The organism is Mesocryomonas lacus, assembly GCF_055730105.2.
Window position 1 is genome coordinate 1,004,419 of the sequence record NZ_JBUZWF020000002.1, and the last position, 14,690, is coordinate 1,019,108.

At 60.7% G+C, this 14,690-nt stretch carries 15 protein-coding genes and 2 pseudogenes; 9 read left to right on the top strand and 8 right to left on the bottom strand.

Annotated elements, in window-relative coordinates; translation table 11 throughout:
• Positions 1–12: 12 nt before the first annotated feature.
• The 3 genes from ACZLZQ_RS09765 to ACZLZQ_RS09775 form a co-directional block, all read right to left on the bottom strand.
• On the bottom strand, positions 13–1,596 hold the full coding sequence (locus ACZLZQ_RS09765; RefSeq protein ID WP_472949176.1) for a Na+/H+ antiporter: 1,584 nt from the start codon (positions 1,594–1,596) through the stop codon (positions 13–15).
• Positions 1,597–2,329: 733 nt separating this feature from the next.
• On the bottom strand, positions 2,330–2,932 hold the full coding sequence (gene wrbA, locus ACZLZQ_RS09770; RefSeq protein ID WP_472949177.1) for an NAD(P)H:quinone oxidoreductase: 603 nt from the start codon (positions 2,930–2,932) through the stop codon (positions 2,330–2,332).
• A gap of 300 nt (positions 2,933–3,232) precedes the next feature.
• The gene (locus ACZLZQ_RS09775) at positions 3,233–3,403 is read right to left on the bottom strand and encodes a hypothetical protein (RefSeq protein WP_472949178.1); all 171 of its coding nucleotides are present in this window, start codon (positions 3,401–3,403) and stop codon (positions 3,233–3,235) included.
• Positions 3,404–3,755: 352 nt separating this feature from the next.
• Here ACZLZQ_RS09775 and ACZLZQ_RS09780 point away from each other — a divergent pair.
• The 6 genes and pseudogenes from ACZLZQ_RS09780 to ACZLZQ_RS09805 all read left to right on the top strand — a co-directional run.
• Positions 3,756–3,932: pseudogene (locus tag ACZLZQ_RS09780) on the top strand (FadR/GntR family transcriptional regulator); the annotation flags it as partial.
• Positions 3,933–3,959: 27 nt separating this feature from the next.
• Positions 3,960–4,454, top strand: a complete 495-nt coding sequence (locus ACZLZQ_RS09785; RefSeq protein WP_472949236.1) for a FadR/GntR family transcriptional regulator — start codon at positions 3,960–3,962, stop codon at positions 4,452–4,454.
• Positions 4,451–5,152, top strand: coding sequence for an RraA family protein (locus ACZLZQ_RS09790; protein WP_472949179.1), 702 nt, complete (start codon positions 4,451–4,453; stop codon positions 5,150–5,152). The genes ACZLZQ_RS09785 and ACZLZQ_RS09790 overlap by 4 nt, the downstream gene beginning before the upstream one ends.
• A gap of 34 nt (positions 5,153–5,186) precedes the next feature.
• Positions 5,187–6,503 (top strand): MFS transporter, encoded by a 1,317-nt coding sequence (locus tag ACZLZQ_RS09795; RefSeq protein ID WP_472949180.1) that lies wholly within the window; start codon positions 5,187–5,189, stop codon positions 6,501–6,503.
• The gene (locus tag ACZLZQ_RS09800) at positions 6,500–6,745 is read left to right on the top strand and encodes a hypothetical protein (protein WP_472949181.1); all 246 of its coding nucleotides are present in this window, start codon (positions 6,500–6,502) and stop codon (positions 6,743–6,745) included. The genes ACZLZQ_RS09795 and ACZLZQ_RS09800 overlap by 4 nt, the downstream gene beginning before the upstream one ends.
• Positions 6,746–7,069: 324 nt before the next feature.
• Complete coding sequence (locus tag ACZLZQ_RS09805; RefSeq protein WP_472949182.1) at positions 7,070–7,546, top strand: MarR family winged helix-turn-helix transcriptional regulator; 477 nt, start codon at positions 7,070–7,072, stop codon at positions 7,544–7,546.
• Here the strand turns inward: ACZLZQ_RS09805 and ACZLZQ_RS09810 are convergent.
• Together ACZLZQ_RS09810 and ACZLZQ_RS09815 are read right to left on the bottom strand one after the other, a co-directional pair.
• The gene (locus tag ACZLZQ_RS09810; RefSeq protein ID WP_472949183.1) at positions 7,512–7,730 is read right to left on the bottom strand and encodes a hypothetical protein; all 219 of its coding nucleotides are present in this window, start codon (positions 7,728–7,730) and stop codon (positions 7,512–7,514) included. The genes ACZLZQ_RS09805 and ACZLZQ_RS09810 overlap by 35 nt on opposite strands.
• 282 nt (positions 7,731–8,012) lie before the next feature.
• On the bottom strand, positions 8,013–8,201 hold the full coding sequence (locus ACZLZQ_RS09815) for an HU family DNA-binding protein (protein WP_472949184.1): 189 nt from the start codon (positions 8,199–8,201) through the stop codon (positions 8,013–8,015).
• 57 nt (positions 8,202–8,258) lie between these two features.
• Between ACZLZQ_RS09815 and ACZLZQ_RS09820 the strand changes: the two genes are divergently transcribed.
• The 3 genes from ACZLZQ_RS09820 to ACZLZQ_RS09830 all read left to right on the top strand — a co-directional run bounded on the left by ACZLZQ_RS09820 (position 8,259) and on the right by ACZLZQ_RS09830 (position 11,304).
• Positions 8,259–9,035 carry a ParA family partition ATPase gene (locus ACZLZQ_RS09820; RefSeq protein WP_472949185.1) on the top strand — a complete coding sequence of 259 codons (777 nt, stop codon included), beginning with the start codon at positions 8,259–8,261 and terminating at the stop codon, positions 9,033–9,035.
• Between the two features lie 212 nt (positions 9,036–9,247).
• Positions 9,248–10,852: a putative bifunctional diguanylate cyclase/phosphodiesterase gene (locus ACZLZQ_RS09825; protein ID WP_472949186.1), complete on the top strand. Its 1,605-nt coding sequence runs from the start codon at positions 9,248–9,250 to the stop codon at positions 10,850–10,852.
• Between the two features lie 8 nt (positions 10,853–10,860).
• The gene (locus ACZLZQ_RS09830) at positions 10,861–11,304 is read left to right on the top strand and encodes a BLUF domain-containing protein (RefSeq protein WP_472949187.1); all 444 of its coding nucleotides are present in this window, start codon (positions 10,861–10,863) and stop codon (positions 11,302–11,304) included.
• Positions 11,305–11,357: 53 nt separating this feature from the next.
• On the opposite strand, the gene ACZLZQ_RS09835 is transcribed toward ACZLZQ_RS09830, so the two are convergent.
• The 3 genes and pseudogenes from ACZLZQ_RS09835 to ACZLZQ_RS09845 all read right to left on the bottom strand — a co-directional run.
• Positions 11,358–12,440 carry a helix-turn-helix transcriptional regulator gene (locus ACZLZQ_RS09835; RefSeq protein WP_472949188.1) on the bottom strand — a complete coding sequence of 361 codons (1,083 nt, stop codon included), beginning with the start codon at positions 12,438–12,440 and terminating at the stop codon, positions 11,358–11,360.
• 571 nt (positions 12,441–13,011) lie between these two features.
• Positions 13,012–13,372, bottom strand: a pseudogene (locus ACZLZQ_RS09840) (deoxyribodipyrimidine photo-lyase); the annotation flags it as partial.
• 36 nt (positions 13,373–13,408) lie between these two features.
• The coding region (locus ACZLZQ_RS09845; protein ID WP_472949189.1) for a putative bifunctional diguanylate cyclase/phosphodiesterase at positions 13,409–14,690 on the bottom strand (1,282 nt) is incomplete at its 5' end.

The window sequence follows — 14,690 nt, forward strand, 5'->3', positions numbered from 1 at the left end:
TGATGCATCGTCCTAGAATGCCTTCGCTGCCGTCGCCGACAACTCCTCGAGGTCCAAGTCCCTCTCCAGGTCATGCAGCGTTTCGTCGGTGATCTGGTGCATTCGGTGAAGGCGAACGAGTTCGGCGCGACCAGCCATCACCGCTTCTAGGACGATGTCGTAGTGGGTGGTGATCTCCCCGACGAACATGTCTGCCTTCTCCGCATTCTTGGACGTCTGGTCGGCACGAAGCTGGAAGCTCTCGAGCAGCCGCGGATGTATCAGCGCTCCCTCGTCGTCATAGGCTCGCGATCGGATGGCGGAAAGCTGCGCGGCCGCGACGGCCGCCTCCGCCTCGGCAAGAACCAAAGGAGGGCGCATCTCCCGGTCGGTCAGTTTTGCGGCTCGGATCACCAGGCCGAGCGTCGTTCCCTGCAGGAGGACGGTCACGAGAATGGCGGAGAAGGCGGCGACGAGCATCAGGTCGCGTCCCTGCATCGTTTCCGGCACGGTGAGAGCAACGGCAAGGGTCACGACCCCTCGCATTCCTGCCCAGCTCATCACCGTCGCGGCCCTCGGACCCAGCGGGTCGTCGGTGGCGACGCCGATTCGGTCAAGCAGCGTGAGGACGGCGTCGCAGCCGAAGATCCATATGAAACGTGCCACCGTCATTGCGGCGATCACTCCGATGATCGGCACAGTCATCGTCGAGAGGACGGTCTCGAAGCCGCCGACACGCTCCAGCACGCCCCGGAGGGACAGTCCTATGAGGATGAAGATCATCGCCTCCAGCAGGAACACCATGACGTGCCAGAAGGCGCCAGCGCGGATGCGAACGCTCGCGGTGAAAACCACATGCTGGTACCAGCCGAACACCAGTCCCGCGGTGACCGTGGATATGACGCCGGAAACGTGGACCGCTTCGCCGGCGAGATAGGCGGCCCAGCCCAGGATAAGGGAGGCGAGGATCATCAGGGTCTCGTCGCCGAGGCGGCGGAGAAGAAGTGTCCAGACCCCGCCCACGATGGCCCCGACCACGACACCGCCGATTGTCAGGAATCCGAACTCCATACTCGCGTCGACGGCATCGAAGCTCCCCGTCAGCGCGGCTGCGACGGCGAAGCGGAAGAGGACCAGGCCGCTGGCGTCGTTCAGCAGACTCTCGCCCTCGAGCAGCGTGGTCAGCCGTCGCGGAAGCTTCACGCGCTGAAGTACCGCGCGTGCCGAGACGGCGTCCGGAGGCGAGACGATGGCACCTAGGGCGAAGCATGCTGCCCAGGGCATTTCCGGCACCAGCCAGTGGACGACGACACCGACCACCAGGGTCGTGAAGACGACCGCGCCGACCGCCAGCGACAGGATGCCGGCGCTGTGGCGGCGGAATGCGGCAAGCGCGGTGTAGAAGGCGCCGTCCATCAGGAGAGGGGGCAGGAAGAGCACGAGCACCAGTTCGGGATCGAGCTCGATCATCGGCAGTCCGGGAAGGAAGGCGAGGGCGCCGCCGCCGACGATGAGCGCGACCGAAGGCGGGAGGCGGGCGCGGGCGGCCATCCAGTGCAATGCGAGGATCGCGAGAAGAAGGATAAAAACCAGTTCGAATGTCTGGGTCGGGTGCATCGCGGTCTCGGAATCGGGTCTGGAAGCCGGCGGTAGCGGATATGGCCGCGGAACATAAGGTCGGGAGAACGTAGTATCTCTCAAGCGCCTCGGGGCATGGATCCTGAATTTGTGGTCAAGGCTGAGGGTGGCCATGAAAGGCCGTTTTCTGAACGGCAGCTCTCTACGAGGGCACAAGGAAACGGACAGCCGCTTTCCGCCGACAAGACCCAGTCGCGGACCAAACTTAAACTCCGAAAAGAAGCAACGCCTCTTCGAAAACCTCTGTCCAGACTGTGGGCTCCACTGATGGAGCATGGGTCGGTGCATCGAAGGACAATCGGCACGAGTCGTGGCTTATTCCGAATTCATTGGATAGCTGTGAGACCGGGGTCGACCCGGTCCGTGTCATCGAGGCCTATGTCGATGAATTCCACCTTGGCATCTAGGGCTCAAATCGGCTCGCCGCGGGCCTTGATCCACTCTGGATTTCTCTACGCCGCTGCTGGATCCCTACCTTCACGACTATTTGAGGAAGGGCCGTCCAACCGCGTCTGGAGCACAACGGCAGCGTAAAGTCGAGCTCGTCTTCGGCTACGGCGAAGAGATCGCCGTTGATCCAATCGGTTTCATCGAATCGATGCCGCAGGGACCACGAGTGCGATTGTATCCCCGATGGGGGTCGGAAAGACCCTGTCTACGAGTACCAGGAATGTTATTCATCCGTGAATCCGAACGGCAGATCGTTCCCATCCTATTGGGCGAAAAGCCTGGCAGCGATTTCCGCAATATGCTTCCCTTGGAAACGGGCTCCGTCGAGTTCGTTGCCGCTCGGCTGGCGCGAACCGTCGCCGTTGGCGATGGTGGTGGCACCATAGGGCGATCCGCCGGTAATATCGGCATTGCTGGTCTGACCCTGGAACGAATACGGAAGGCCAACAATGACGAGGCCGTGGTGCAGCAAGGTCTTCTGCACCGATAGGAGCGTGGACTCGTTGCCGCCATGCTGGCTGGCGCTGGAGGTGAACGCACCGCCAACTTTCCCGATCAATGCGCCGGTAAACCACAATCCGCCGGTACGGTCCCAGAACGACCCCATCTGCGAGGACATGTTGCCGAAGCGGGTCGGTGCGCCGACGATGATCGCATCGTAGGCCGCGAGCTCCGCGGGCTGGGCTTCCGGGTGCTCGTAGTCAGTCTTGAAATGGGCCGCCGCAACCACTTCAGGCGGTGCAGTTTCGGGCACGCGCTTGATATCGACAGTCGCGCCAGCGCTTATTGCGCCCTCGGCAACCGCCTTTGCCATGGTCTCAATATGACCGTAGCTCGAATAGTACAAAATTAGAACTTTTGCCATCGACTTGATCCTCTCTCTGGGCGACCGGTCCAATTTCAGTCAACCCGGGTCAATATTAAGCACCGGTCCGCTGTATTTGAGGATTGCCTCGGAACACTCGGCCGTCTTGAACAAACATGCTCCGAACATAATCGGCGCTTGAAGTTTGTATCTGAAGAGCCGAGAGGACCTTGCTATTGCACGGGTGCGCTGGTGAGCTGGGCGACGGTTTCCTCCGACCGGCATGGCGACAGCCACCACTATCGCGATACCGACGCTTGGAATGCCTGTGGAACGCGGATGCGCTATATATCCGCGAGGTCAAACGCGTGGAGCTGGAATCACGAGCGTTCTGAAGTCCAAGCGGAAGCTACCAGACACGTTGTCCGACGCCATTGCGCTTCGCCGCGCCTGGTAATGCATCGAATGCCTGAACATCGCCTCGTGGCACGAGGCGATGTTGCCGAACGCGACATCGTCGAAGATGTCCATCGCCGCTAGAACTTCGCTGCTGGACCCTGTCACCGTCGCAACTATGATACCCGCAAATCATTCATCTCATATCGTAGCCGAAGCGCCGTCTAGCTCCGCAGCCCAGCTGGATGCTGATGAGCGGGAAAATACCTGTAGGTGGTTGCCTGGAGGCTACAGGCCAAAACCTCCGCTAATATCGTTTCTCGAACCGGTGTTAGAATTGGTTCCCGGCGCGGGTGAGGGCGGCCTGCAGCTCTCGACTTCCAATGTAGGGAATGTTGACAACCACCAAAAATTCCAGCATTCCGAAACCTGTAATACAGGATGACAGCTTCCGGATCGCGGTTGGGTTGGGATCGAAGTGCGGCAAGTGCGGATATCTGATCAAGTATCGGACTACATCGTCAGGCTGATCAGGGACGAAGGTCTCTCTCCGGGAGACGTGCTTCCGAGCGAGTCCGAGCTGGCTCGTCGCTTCGAGGTCGGGCGCCCGGCCGTCCGGGAGGCAACGAACGCATTGGTCGGACGCGGGATCATTTCGGTATCGAGCGGACGAAGCCCGACCGTGTCGGCGATGGCACCGGCATTCTTCGCCGGACTGCTCGACCACGGACTGGCTATCGGGCAGGTCGGCATGCTGGACGTGATGTACGCCAGGCGCGGGCTGGAGGAGACCACGGCACAGCTGGCGGCCTTGAACAGGACGTCGGAACAGGCGGCGACGATCGAGCGGCTGACCGACGACCTGCGCAGCACCCGCGGACAGTGCGACGAGTTCTGGCGTGTGGACATCCGGTTCCACGACGCCATCGCGTCCGCTTCCGGCAATCACCTTCTCCAGCTGATGCTTGCCGGCATCTCCAACGTCGCCAGCCAATCCACACGCTCCGGTCTTGGCCTCGCACGGAACGATACCGAGTGGGATGAAATCCTCGACGTCCACACGAGGACCGCCGAGGCGATCATCCGCGGTGATCCTGAACTCGCGAAGGCCGGCATGACTGCGCACTTCGCCTCCGCCATCAACCGCTTCGAGCGGGCTGTCAGAACAGGGAGAGAGACCGAATGAATTCGGAAGCAACACAGGACGCGGGCGGTTCGCAGCCCGATCTGTTCGAGTCGATCCGCAGCAGCCTCTATACCGCCGTCGTCGGCGACGTCATGGATGCGATGGGGCTGACGATCCAGTTCCTTCCCCCGCGGATCCGGGCGTTGGTGCCGGGCATGATCATCGCCGGTCGCGCCATGACGGTGCTCGAAGCCGATTGCGCCAGCGACGTCGGTGGACAAGGAGCTGCCGCACCTTTCGGGCTGATGTTCGAAGCCCTCGACGACCTCCGTAAGGACGAGATCTACATCTGCACCGGCGGCTCGCCGTCGTATGCGCTCTGGGGCGGTCTGATGAGCACCCGTGCCGCCAAGCTCGGCGCCGCCGGAGCGGTACTGGACGGCTTTCACCGCGATACACGCGAGATTCTAGGCCTCGGCTTCCCGGTGTTCTCGACCGGCAGCTACGCGCAGGATCAGCGCGTCCGCGGGCGGGTCATCGACTACCGCTGTCCCATCCGCTTCGACAACGGATGCCGAGTTGAGAGCGGCGACCTCGTGATCGCCGACATCGACGGCGTCGTGGTGGTCCCGGCGGCACACGAGAACGCGGTGCTCGAGGCGGCCTTCGCGAAGGTCAGAGGGGAGAGCGACGTCCGCGACATGATCCTCGCCGGCGAGACCACGACGGCGATCTTCGCCAAGACCGGAATCATGTGACCAAGAAGACGATCGACCTGGGAGGGTTCGAAGAATGACAACGACCACGGAATTCGTCGCCGCGTCCGAACGGGACAAGCCCGACATCAGGAAGGCGGTCGCCGCGGCGACGGTCGGCACGGTGATTGAGTGGTACGACTACGCTCTGTACGGCGCGGCGTCGGGCCTGATCATCAACAAGCTGTTCTTCCCGAGCCTCTCGCCGACGGTCGGGGTCCTTGCAGCCTTCGCGACGTTCGCCGTCGGCTACATGGCCCGCCCCGTGGGCGGCGTCGTTATCTCTCACATTGGCGACAAGTTCGGGCGCAAGCCGGCGTTGATCCTGACGATCGCCCTGATGGGCGCGGCCACGGTGCTGATGGGGCTGCTTCCGACGTTCGGCACGATCGGCATCGCGGCGCCGATCCTTCTCGTCCTCCTGCGTCTGATCCAAGGATTTGGCGCAGGGGCGGAGCTGGCGGGCGCCATCGTTCTGGTCGCGGAGTACGCGCCGCCGGAGAAGCGGGCCTTCTACACCAGCCTTCCGAACGCCGCGACGCTCGTCGGCATCATGCTGGCGACGCTGAGCTTCCTCGTCATCTCGTATCTGCCGGAGGACGTGCTGCTGGGATGGGCTTGGCGCGTTCCGTTCCTGTTGTCCGGCGTCCTGTTCCTCGTTGCGCTCTACATCCGGAAGCACCTCGAGGAGACACCGGAATACGTGGCCGCAATGGCGAAGGCCGCCGTCCAGAAGAAAGAGCAGAAGGTCCCGCTGGGCGAGCTGTTTCGCAACAGCCCGAAGGAGGTGCTTTTCGGCTTCCTCAGCGTGACCGGCCACAATGCCAACGTCTACATCCTCAGCGCCTTCTCGCTCAGCTACATGACGAACACACTGGGAATGCCGCGGACGGCGGGCCTTACGGCAGGGACGATCGGCGCGATCGTCGGCATCGTCTGCACACCTCTCATGGGGAAGCTGGCGGACAGGATCGGAAGCTCCAAGGTCTATGCAGGCGGTGCATTCTTCATTCTGCTCTTCGCCTACCCGCTCTTCCTGATGCTCCAGACCGGCAGCACGCTGTGGGCGGCGGTTGGAATCAGCCTCGGCTACGGAATCGGCTTCGGAGCGATGGCCGGCGCCCAGGGGGCGTTCCTTGCCAACCTCTTCCCAACACGCTACCGGTTCACTGGTCTCACGATCTCACGCGAGTTGAACGGCGTCCTCATCGCGGGACCAACGCCGCTGATCGCCGCCTCACTGGTTGCCTACGCGGATGGAAGCCCCGTCCTTGTTGCCGGGTATCTGATGGCGTGCTGCGCTATGACGATCATTGCCGTCTTCGCGATCAGGAGCCGTTCTGTTCACGGATGAGCGCGAATGCCGAGCGACCAATGCATTCCGGCTCGGCCGGCTTATCGACCGATTTAGTCTTGGGGGACTTTCTCGACGTCTATCAAGCCCGTGCCGCAGGCATCAAGGTAGACCCTCTGGGCCACTACGGCGCACTGTTGGCGTACGAGCAGATGCAGGTCGTAGCCCAGGCTGTCGAAGCTACCGGAAGTATGGACGATCTAGAACACCAGAGCCTCGGCTTCCGTCACCTCACCGACTGAGAAGGTTGCGGGGACTTCGCGCATCGTGTTCCGTGGCGTGCGGGTTCCGAAAGAGGCCAGCTGTCCGGCAGAAAATTTCGGTAGCTGCAATCATACGTTCGGCTCCGGGTCGGCGACAGTATCGCATTCGAGGATGGAGGCTGGAACATAAGAGACGGGTGCATATGAACGCCCTCAAGGTTAGACATTTCGGAATTCTGTTTGCCATGCCGGGCTTTGGATCTGATATCTCTCACTGGGCCGGGAGCACTGGCGACGCGGCTGCCTTCGCAAGTTTGGAGGGGAACGCGGGACCCAATCGGTAAAAGTCGAGAAAGAACTTTGATGAACGTCGTTGCATTGAAGTCCGCGCCTGCCGAGCCGCGGATCGTCAAGGCTCTTGTAGGGATCGCTAGACAGACCCGTGCCATGTTGGGAATACGACTTGCCGACATCGGGCTTGCGACCGGAGAAGATGATATCATTCTCGCAATGCGTGACGGGAAGCCGATCTGTGTGGTGGAGCTTTCCCAAAAGCTCAGTATCCGCCGGATGACGCTGCAAAGGTTAATCGATCAACTTGTCGACCATGGGCATGTCGAACCGGCAGAACGACCCCTTTTCCGTATTTCTGAAAAGGGGACTCGCACGTTAGGTGAAATAGCCGCTCTACGGGAACAGATGGCATCGGACGTCGAGGCGCTGCTCGGGGTAGATGGTGTCGAAAAGCTTGCGGATTATCTAGAGACGCTCGAGGTCGGGTTTGCGCATTCACTGAGAACGACGTCTAGTCGCTCACGCGCACCTGTGAACCCGCATTAATCGCGTCGTCCGGATCGAACCACTTGTCGTAGCCCGCACGGAACGCTACGGCAGCCCCAAAGGGACGGAATACCTCGGCCAGCGGCATGCTTCCGCCAGCAAAGCTAACGTGCAGAAACACAAGGTCGACGGAGATTGTCTCGACGATCTGAAGGGCACCCCGGACCGACGCAGCAATGCCCACGATCACTCCACCGCTTGCAGATATGGATAGGGAAACCGCTCTGGCAGTGTGATAATCGCTTTCAACCAGCAGTACCCTGCGATCCCGAATCTCGCATGTAGCCAGTCGAACATCGGTTCTCCTTGCACGTGGGCCGATCATGTCCAAATCATGACCAGTTGCCGACAAAACGCCCAATTGACTCTCTCTGCGACGAAGGGTGTTCAAGCCGGCGTAGGGACGGTTTTGTGAAGCTTTTTCAAGTCTACGGCAACTCGGTGGCCGCTCTCCAGGGCGCGGGTGTTACTCGTCGTTCAACCTGTTGCGTAGGTCGTTGCCGGGCCTGAATGCGCGTACCCATTTTATCGGAATGGCGACGTCCTTGCCCGTTCGGGGACTCCGTCCAGCCCGCGTGCCGTCGCCTGACGCCGGACGGCTGCCAGAACGGCGAGCCGCGTCGCCGGCTTCGGTATGGCGCAAGGTCAGCTTCACGCTACCTGCCAGTGGCAAAGGTCGCAGACAGCCAAACTTAGCCAAGGACTTGTTTCAATGAGGTCTTTTTCCTCAAAGTTCGGGGCGACGCTTCTGCGCTCCGCTTCTTCGGCCGAACACGCAGCTTTCCCCGTGGTCTCGATCGGATCGGTCAAAAGCGCCGGCGCTTCGACCCTTGCCCTGACGATCGCATCGGCATCTGCCTCGAACAGAGTGCCCGTGCTGCTCATCGACGCTGGCAATACCCAGGATCTATCGACTTGGGCTCTTAAGTCAGGCAGGCCGACCCATATCGATGTAGCCAGATGTGACAAGACAGGCCAATTGGCGAGTTTGGTCCGGGATGGTATCAGACGCGGTGCGGTGGTGATCATCGATGCCGGTACACGTCCCGACATGCTGCAGGCGGCCAGACGGCTGGCTGACACGGTTCTCATACCTCTTCGCTTCTCGCCGTTGTCTGCGTTCGCGGCTGCAATGACGGATCAGCTTCTATCGAAGGAGCCGGAAGGCCCATCCGAGAGACGATGCTTCGTTGCAACGGCCATCGCGCAAATACCAAGTCGCATCGCTCGAGCAGTGGAGGCTGAAGTGGAGCGCTCCACAACGGAGCGCTTTCCGATCGGCCTTGCACAGCGAGCCGCCTACGAAGCACCGTTCATGTTCGGGGGGACCGTATTCAACCTCGACAATGGAATCGCACCAGGTCTTCCTCGGGCGCAGGCTGAGGCTAGGGCGATGGCTGCAGAACTCGGCGTTCTTCACTCCGCAGGTTCGATGCTGGCGTCGCGAATCTCGGATACCATTCGTCACGATCGACGCGAAGCCGCTTGAAGTCCCGGACGACGGGTGCTGGGTCGGGCCGTGCCTGACGGAAAGGTCAAGTCGAGCGTCGGGCTATTCACGCCAAGCAGCATTTCCGGAGCAACTCGGGATTAACCCCATCGATCTTTAAACGGCTAGTCCGAGGGTGTTAGTCGGCTAATTCATCATTGGGAAAGTCGTTGGGGCACAGACCAGGGGAACACCTATTACAAGAGGCCCTCATGACAGTCCTGCTTGCAGTCACCGACGTTAGACTGCCGCGCGAGTCGGATGTCGTGCTGGACAGCCTTTCACATCCCGTACTGGCTTTGGACCACGACGAGGAACTGACATACGCGAACGCATCGGCCCAGGGCATGCTCGGGGGCTGGATCGTCGGCCTTCGTTTCAGGGATGTGTTTCCCGAACACAAGGACCCGCTCGACCGTCTGGCCGCCGAGGGGAAGCCGTTCATGGTCACCTCGAAGGAAAACTCCCGCTACAAAGCGTTTATTGGTGCCGCCACCAAAACTGGTCGCGTGTTGAGCCTGTTTCCGGACGAGACAGACGCAGTACCTGTTGTCGTCGAGAGGGATGAACTCACCGGGTTGTTGAAACGCAACGGTCTCACCGCTGGCCTTGAGAATGCAATTGCTGTTGCTCCATCGGAGGAGCGACGAGTAGCTGTCCACTGCATCGATCTCGATAGGTTCAAGATCGTCAACGACACCCTCGGCCATGGGATTGGCGACCTCCTTCTGCAGAAGGTGGCGGACCGGATCCGCTCGGCCTGCCGAAAGGACGACTGCGTCGCCCGTATCGGCGGCGACGAGTTCGTGGTCGTCCAGACAGGTATCGTAGATCAGCAGGATACGGAGCGGCTTGCCTCGCGGCTCGTGGACCTGATCGGTAGGACCTACGTGTTGAGTGGCCACACGGTGAACATCGGCGCCAGCGTCGGAGTCGCGATCGCCGAGCCTGGCAACGGACCCCGCGACTTGCTCAGGAACGGCGATCTCGCCCTCTATGAAGCCAAGCGAGCCGGACGCGGTCGGTTTCGCATCTTCGAAGCCGGAATGGACGCAGCCCTCCGCGACCGCCGGGAATTGGAGATCGACCTTCGCCGGGCGCTCGCCCTTCGACAGTTCGATGTCCACTACCAGCCGTTCGTCGACCTCCAGTCGAACAAGGTCATCGGGTTCGAGGCTCTGATCCGCTGGGACCACCCCGTTCGGGGGCGGGTATCGCCGGTCGACTTCATCCCGCTTGCTGAAGAGACGGGCCTCATCTGCAAGATCGGGGAATGGGTCCTTCGTACCGCATGCTCCACAGCCATGACGTGGCCGGACGAGATGACGGTGGCCGTAAACGTGTCGCCTGTTCAGTTCAAGTCCGATGCCCTCGTCGAAACCGTACTCTCGGCGCTTGCCCATGCGGGACTACCTCCTCACAGGCTGGAGATCGAGATCACCGAAGGTGCGCTCCTCGACAACACGGAAAATGTGCTGCGGACACTGCACGCCCTCCGCGATCTCGGGGTGAAGATCTCGATGGACGACTTCGGTACGGGCTATTCCTCGCTCAGCTACCTCCAAAAGTTTCCCTTCAGCAAGATCAAGATTGACCGATCCTTTGTCCAAGGTGCCAGCGAAGGCGGGGATAGCGAAGCCATCCTCAAGGCGATCGCAGGCCTTGGACAGAGCCTTGGAATGTCGATCACCGCCGAGGGTGTGGAGACACAGGAGCAGCTTGCCCATATCCGCGGCGAGCACTGCACCCATGTCCAGGGTTTCTTCACCGGCCGCCCGATGTCGGCGGACAGCATCGCCAGTTTCCTCGCTTTGTGAGAGCTAGAATGTCAGACAATCTGTACCAGCTCGTCTACTACAGCCGGAACGAGATCTCGGTAGACAAGACGGACTTCGTGGCCGAAGTGAGCTCTATCCTCGAAGCCAGCCGCCGCAACAACCAGGCCGTCGGCATTACCGGCGCGCTGCTATTCAACGCTGGCGTCTTCGCACAGGTATTGGAGGGACCGCTGGCAGCCGTCGAGGCGACCTTCGAGCGCATCCAGCAGGACTATCGCCACGGCGACGTTTCGCTTCTCGCGCTCGAACCCATCACGCATCGATCTTTTTCGAACTGGGCGATGGGCTTTGTCGGAAACTCCGTCGACGACGAAAGACGCTTCGCGCAAGTTGGAATTGACAGCGGCTTCGACCCGGCATCACTCGGCGGACAGAAGGTGCATTCGATCCTACGTGACCTGACCGTAGCCGAGGAGTCGGTTGCTGCTTGAGGACTGACGAGGTTACAGCCAAACAAGCTCCAGTCAGTGGACGTTGCTCCGCCTCAGCCTGTTACGGGCAACCCGCTGACAAGACGGATGAGGTCAGCCTGCCGACGAACCCCGGTCTTTCGAAAGACTGACTTTGTGTGACTGCGGACGGTTTCGTGAGAAAGTCCGAACTGACGGGCGATATCCCGCCCCATCGTTCCTTCGCAGAGACGGCGAGCGATACGCGACTCGGAAGGCGTCAGGTCGAAGATCGCCTCGAGCAACGAGTCGCCCGGAACACCGTTCTGTCCGATACGCGACACGATGAGCAAGGCGTCCCCCTTGTTGAAGACATCACGCGCTGAAGCGACCAGGGGCACTAAATGAGCGATGGCAGGTGGGCCTTCGTGCGACTTGAGCGGAAACGTCATCGCTGGTCGCCGACTCCCATCCCGGCTGCCGAGCGATGACAACGCGGCGGCTAGTGAAACATTCGCCTCCGGATCCACCAGTGCAAGACGGTCGAAGCTTCTCAGTTGCACAAGGGTTGGCACTGCCTCCAGATGTCGGTTGGCGGCAACCGCGACTCCGTTTGCAGTGATGACTGCGGCGGCCAACCCGATCATGTCGAGGCCGATCACCGTCCCTTTCGCTCGCTCAAGTCCGAAGCGGGATGCCAAAAGAGCTGCTCGTGCCAGATGAGGCCGCATCGGATCGAGAGCTACCTTCACCGCGTCTTCGACAGGCCCGCGTTCGAAGCGACGCTCAAGGCTTACGACGAGAACATCTCCCGTGAGCGGCAGGATAGTAGAACCGACACACCAACCGAGGCCGCGAGGGCGAAAGAAGTCACGGTAGACCGGGTGATGCTCGATCTCATGGTCGGACAGTAAATCCTGATCGGTAGCGAACCCGGGAGGCTTCAATCTGAGGGCAGCTTCGGCTCTCAGATTGTTGGCAGCCCAGCCTTCTGCAATGAAAGCCTGCATGCAGGAGCGCAGGCTTTTCGACGCCGTCCACTGAGGTGCGCCGCTGCCAGCGGCGAACAGGACCCCGCCTTCGGCATCCGCGATCTTCGACAGGCCATCGAGCACCGAAGGCCAAAGCTCGCAGTTTACGCTTGCCTCATATGTCAGGTCGATGAGGGCATCCAACATAAGCTCACCTGCCCGGTTTCACCGACGAGACGTCGGATAGGACGCTATCAGCCCCGAATGTCTTCTGACAATTTGCGTTGATCTTGTTGCCACCGTTCACCCGAACGGGTGAGGCGCAGTGAGCACTAGCACTCTAGGATCATGGAAACGGCCGGTCCTTCAGGCAGCGTTGCTGAATGATGTGGCTCGTATACGAGATCTGGATTGACGTTCTTGCCATGCCGGAGCGTCAGGGCGATGCGTCGACTCCCAATCGACGTATCGCCGAATTTTAGAGGACATCGACCATGCGCAGGCAGCCGTCCCCTATGCACGTACTTCACCTTGTCCGATTGCTCCGCGTCGCTGCGACAGAATACTTGAGGGCGGACGACACCATGGTCCGCGACGATGTCGACTGCTTGGCAAGATGTCTCGACGCTGCGTTGGCCAACGATGCGGCAGACGCTTTGGAGGCAATGCTTCAAGCGACGGCGGCCAACGATCACTGGGACGCGACAAAGCCATCTAACCCTGCCACGCGGACGAGGGCGACGTTCGAGCCCTGATCGCAGCATTCACGGACGGAGCCCTAACGGATCTCGTCCTCGCATAGCCTGCGTACGGTAGCCTCGTAGGCGCTGGCATCGATCTTGCGGATGGAATTCTTGCTTTTGTACCGAACGGTGCCGAAGATCTTCCGCCGTGCCCATGGACGGTCGTGCAGGCCGTAAACCCAGCCGACGTTGGTGAAGGAATTCGGGTCCTGCCCGTCGAGGATGTAGCGGTTGATAATCGACAAGGTGCGCTGGAAGCCTTCTTCCAGCACGGCAGACCATTCCTGGGTCTTGTTGCCCCAGTCATGCGCAGATGGTTGTGCATGAAGCCCGTCTCGCGCATCTCTCTGCCATGGCGACATTCCAGTAGTAATCGTGGGTACGTCCCTCGGCCAGCGCGATTACGGATTTGTCAGAGCTTTTCCAAGCGGCTCAGGATGCCAGCTTGAGCGCATGATCCTTCAGCAACGCCACGACTTCACCGGCAGGCACAGGTCGATGGAACAGGAAGCCTTGAAGGTTGTGACACCCTGCTTTTTGTAGAACCGTATGCTGATCCGGATGCTCCACGCCTTCGGCGGTTATCGACAGTTTCAGAGCTAGTCCGAGTCCCACGATCGACCGGATGATCCCCTCTGCACCATCTTCGACGCCGAGATTGTACACGAAGGATCGGTCGATCTTGAGCTTGTCGAAGGAGATGCGGGTCAGATATGCGAGGCTGGCATAGCCGCTACCGAAGTCGTCCAGGGCGATCCTGAAGCCGATCTCCTTTAACAGACGCAGTCGTTCGGAAGCCAGTTCGATATCGTCGATCAGCACCGTCTCGGTCACCTCGAACTCGAACATCGACGGAATCACCTCCATCTCGTGCACAAGCGAACGCAAGTCCTCGATGAACGCTGGTGCACGAAGCTGTGCGGGCGAGAGATTGATCGCAGTAACGAGACCCGGCCACTGCCGCGCATCCCTGAACGCACGGCGGATGACCCAGCTTCCGAGTTCTCGGATGAGATCGGTCTTCTCTGCGACCTGGATGAATTCCATCGGCAGAATGAATCCGCGCACCGGGTGCTTCCAGCGCAATAGCGCCTCGACGCTGCTGATCCGAATACCCTCCGCACAGACGAGCGGCTGATAATGCAGCGCCAATGCGTCCGTCTTGATGGCTTCCGCCAGGTCTCTCGCCAAGTGCTGTGCGCCGAGTATGTTGCGTTCCATCGAGGGGGCAAACTCGAGAGCGACACCGCGGCCGGCAGCCTTGGCGGCGTAAAGGGCAATATCTGCTTGCCGCATCGCCTCGATCAGATCCGCCGTGCCGGGCGGCGAATGCGCGATGCCGATCGACACGCTCGTCAGGACGATTTGGCCGCCGACGTCATAAGGCTCGGAACAGGTCTCGAGCAACTTTCCGGAAACGGCATCCATCGCCCCGCGCTTCATCGAAATGACCGCGAATTCGTCGCCGCCGAGCCGTGCGGCGAACCCGTCGTCGCCTACCGCGTCGCGGATACGTACCGCGAATTGGCGTATCAGCTCGTCGCCGACCGGGTGACCAAGAGAATCATTGACGTCCTTGAAGCGATCGAGATCGAGGTAGAGCACGGAGAGCTGGCGATCGTCTTCTTCGATGGAGGCGAGCACATCGCGCTGGAAACGCTCGCTGAGTCCTGTTCTGTTCGAAAGCCCTGTGAGGGCATCGATGCGTGCGGCC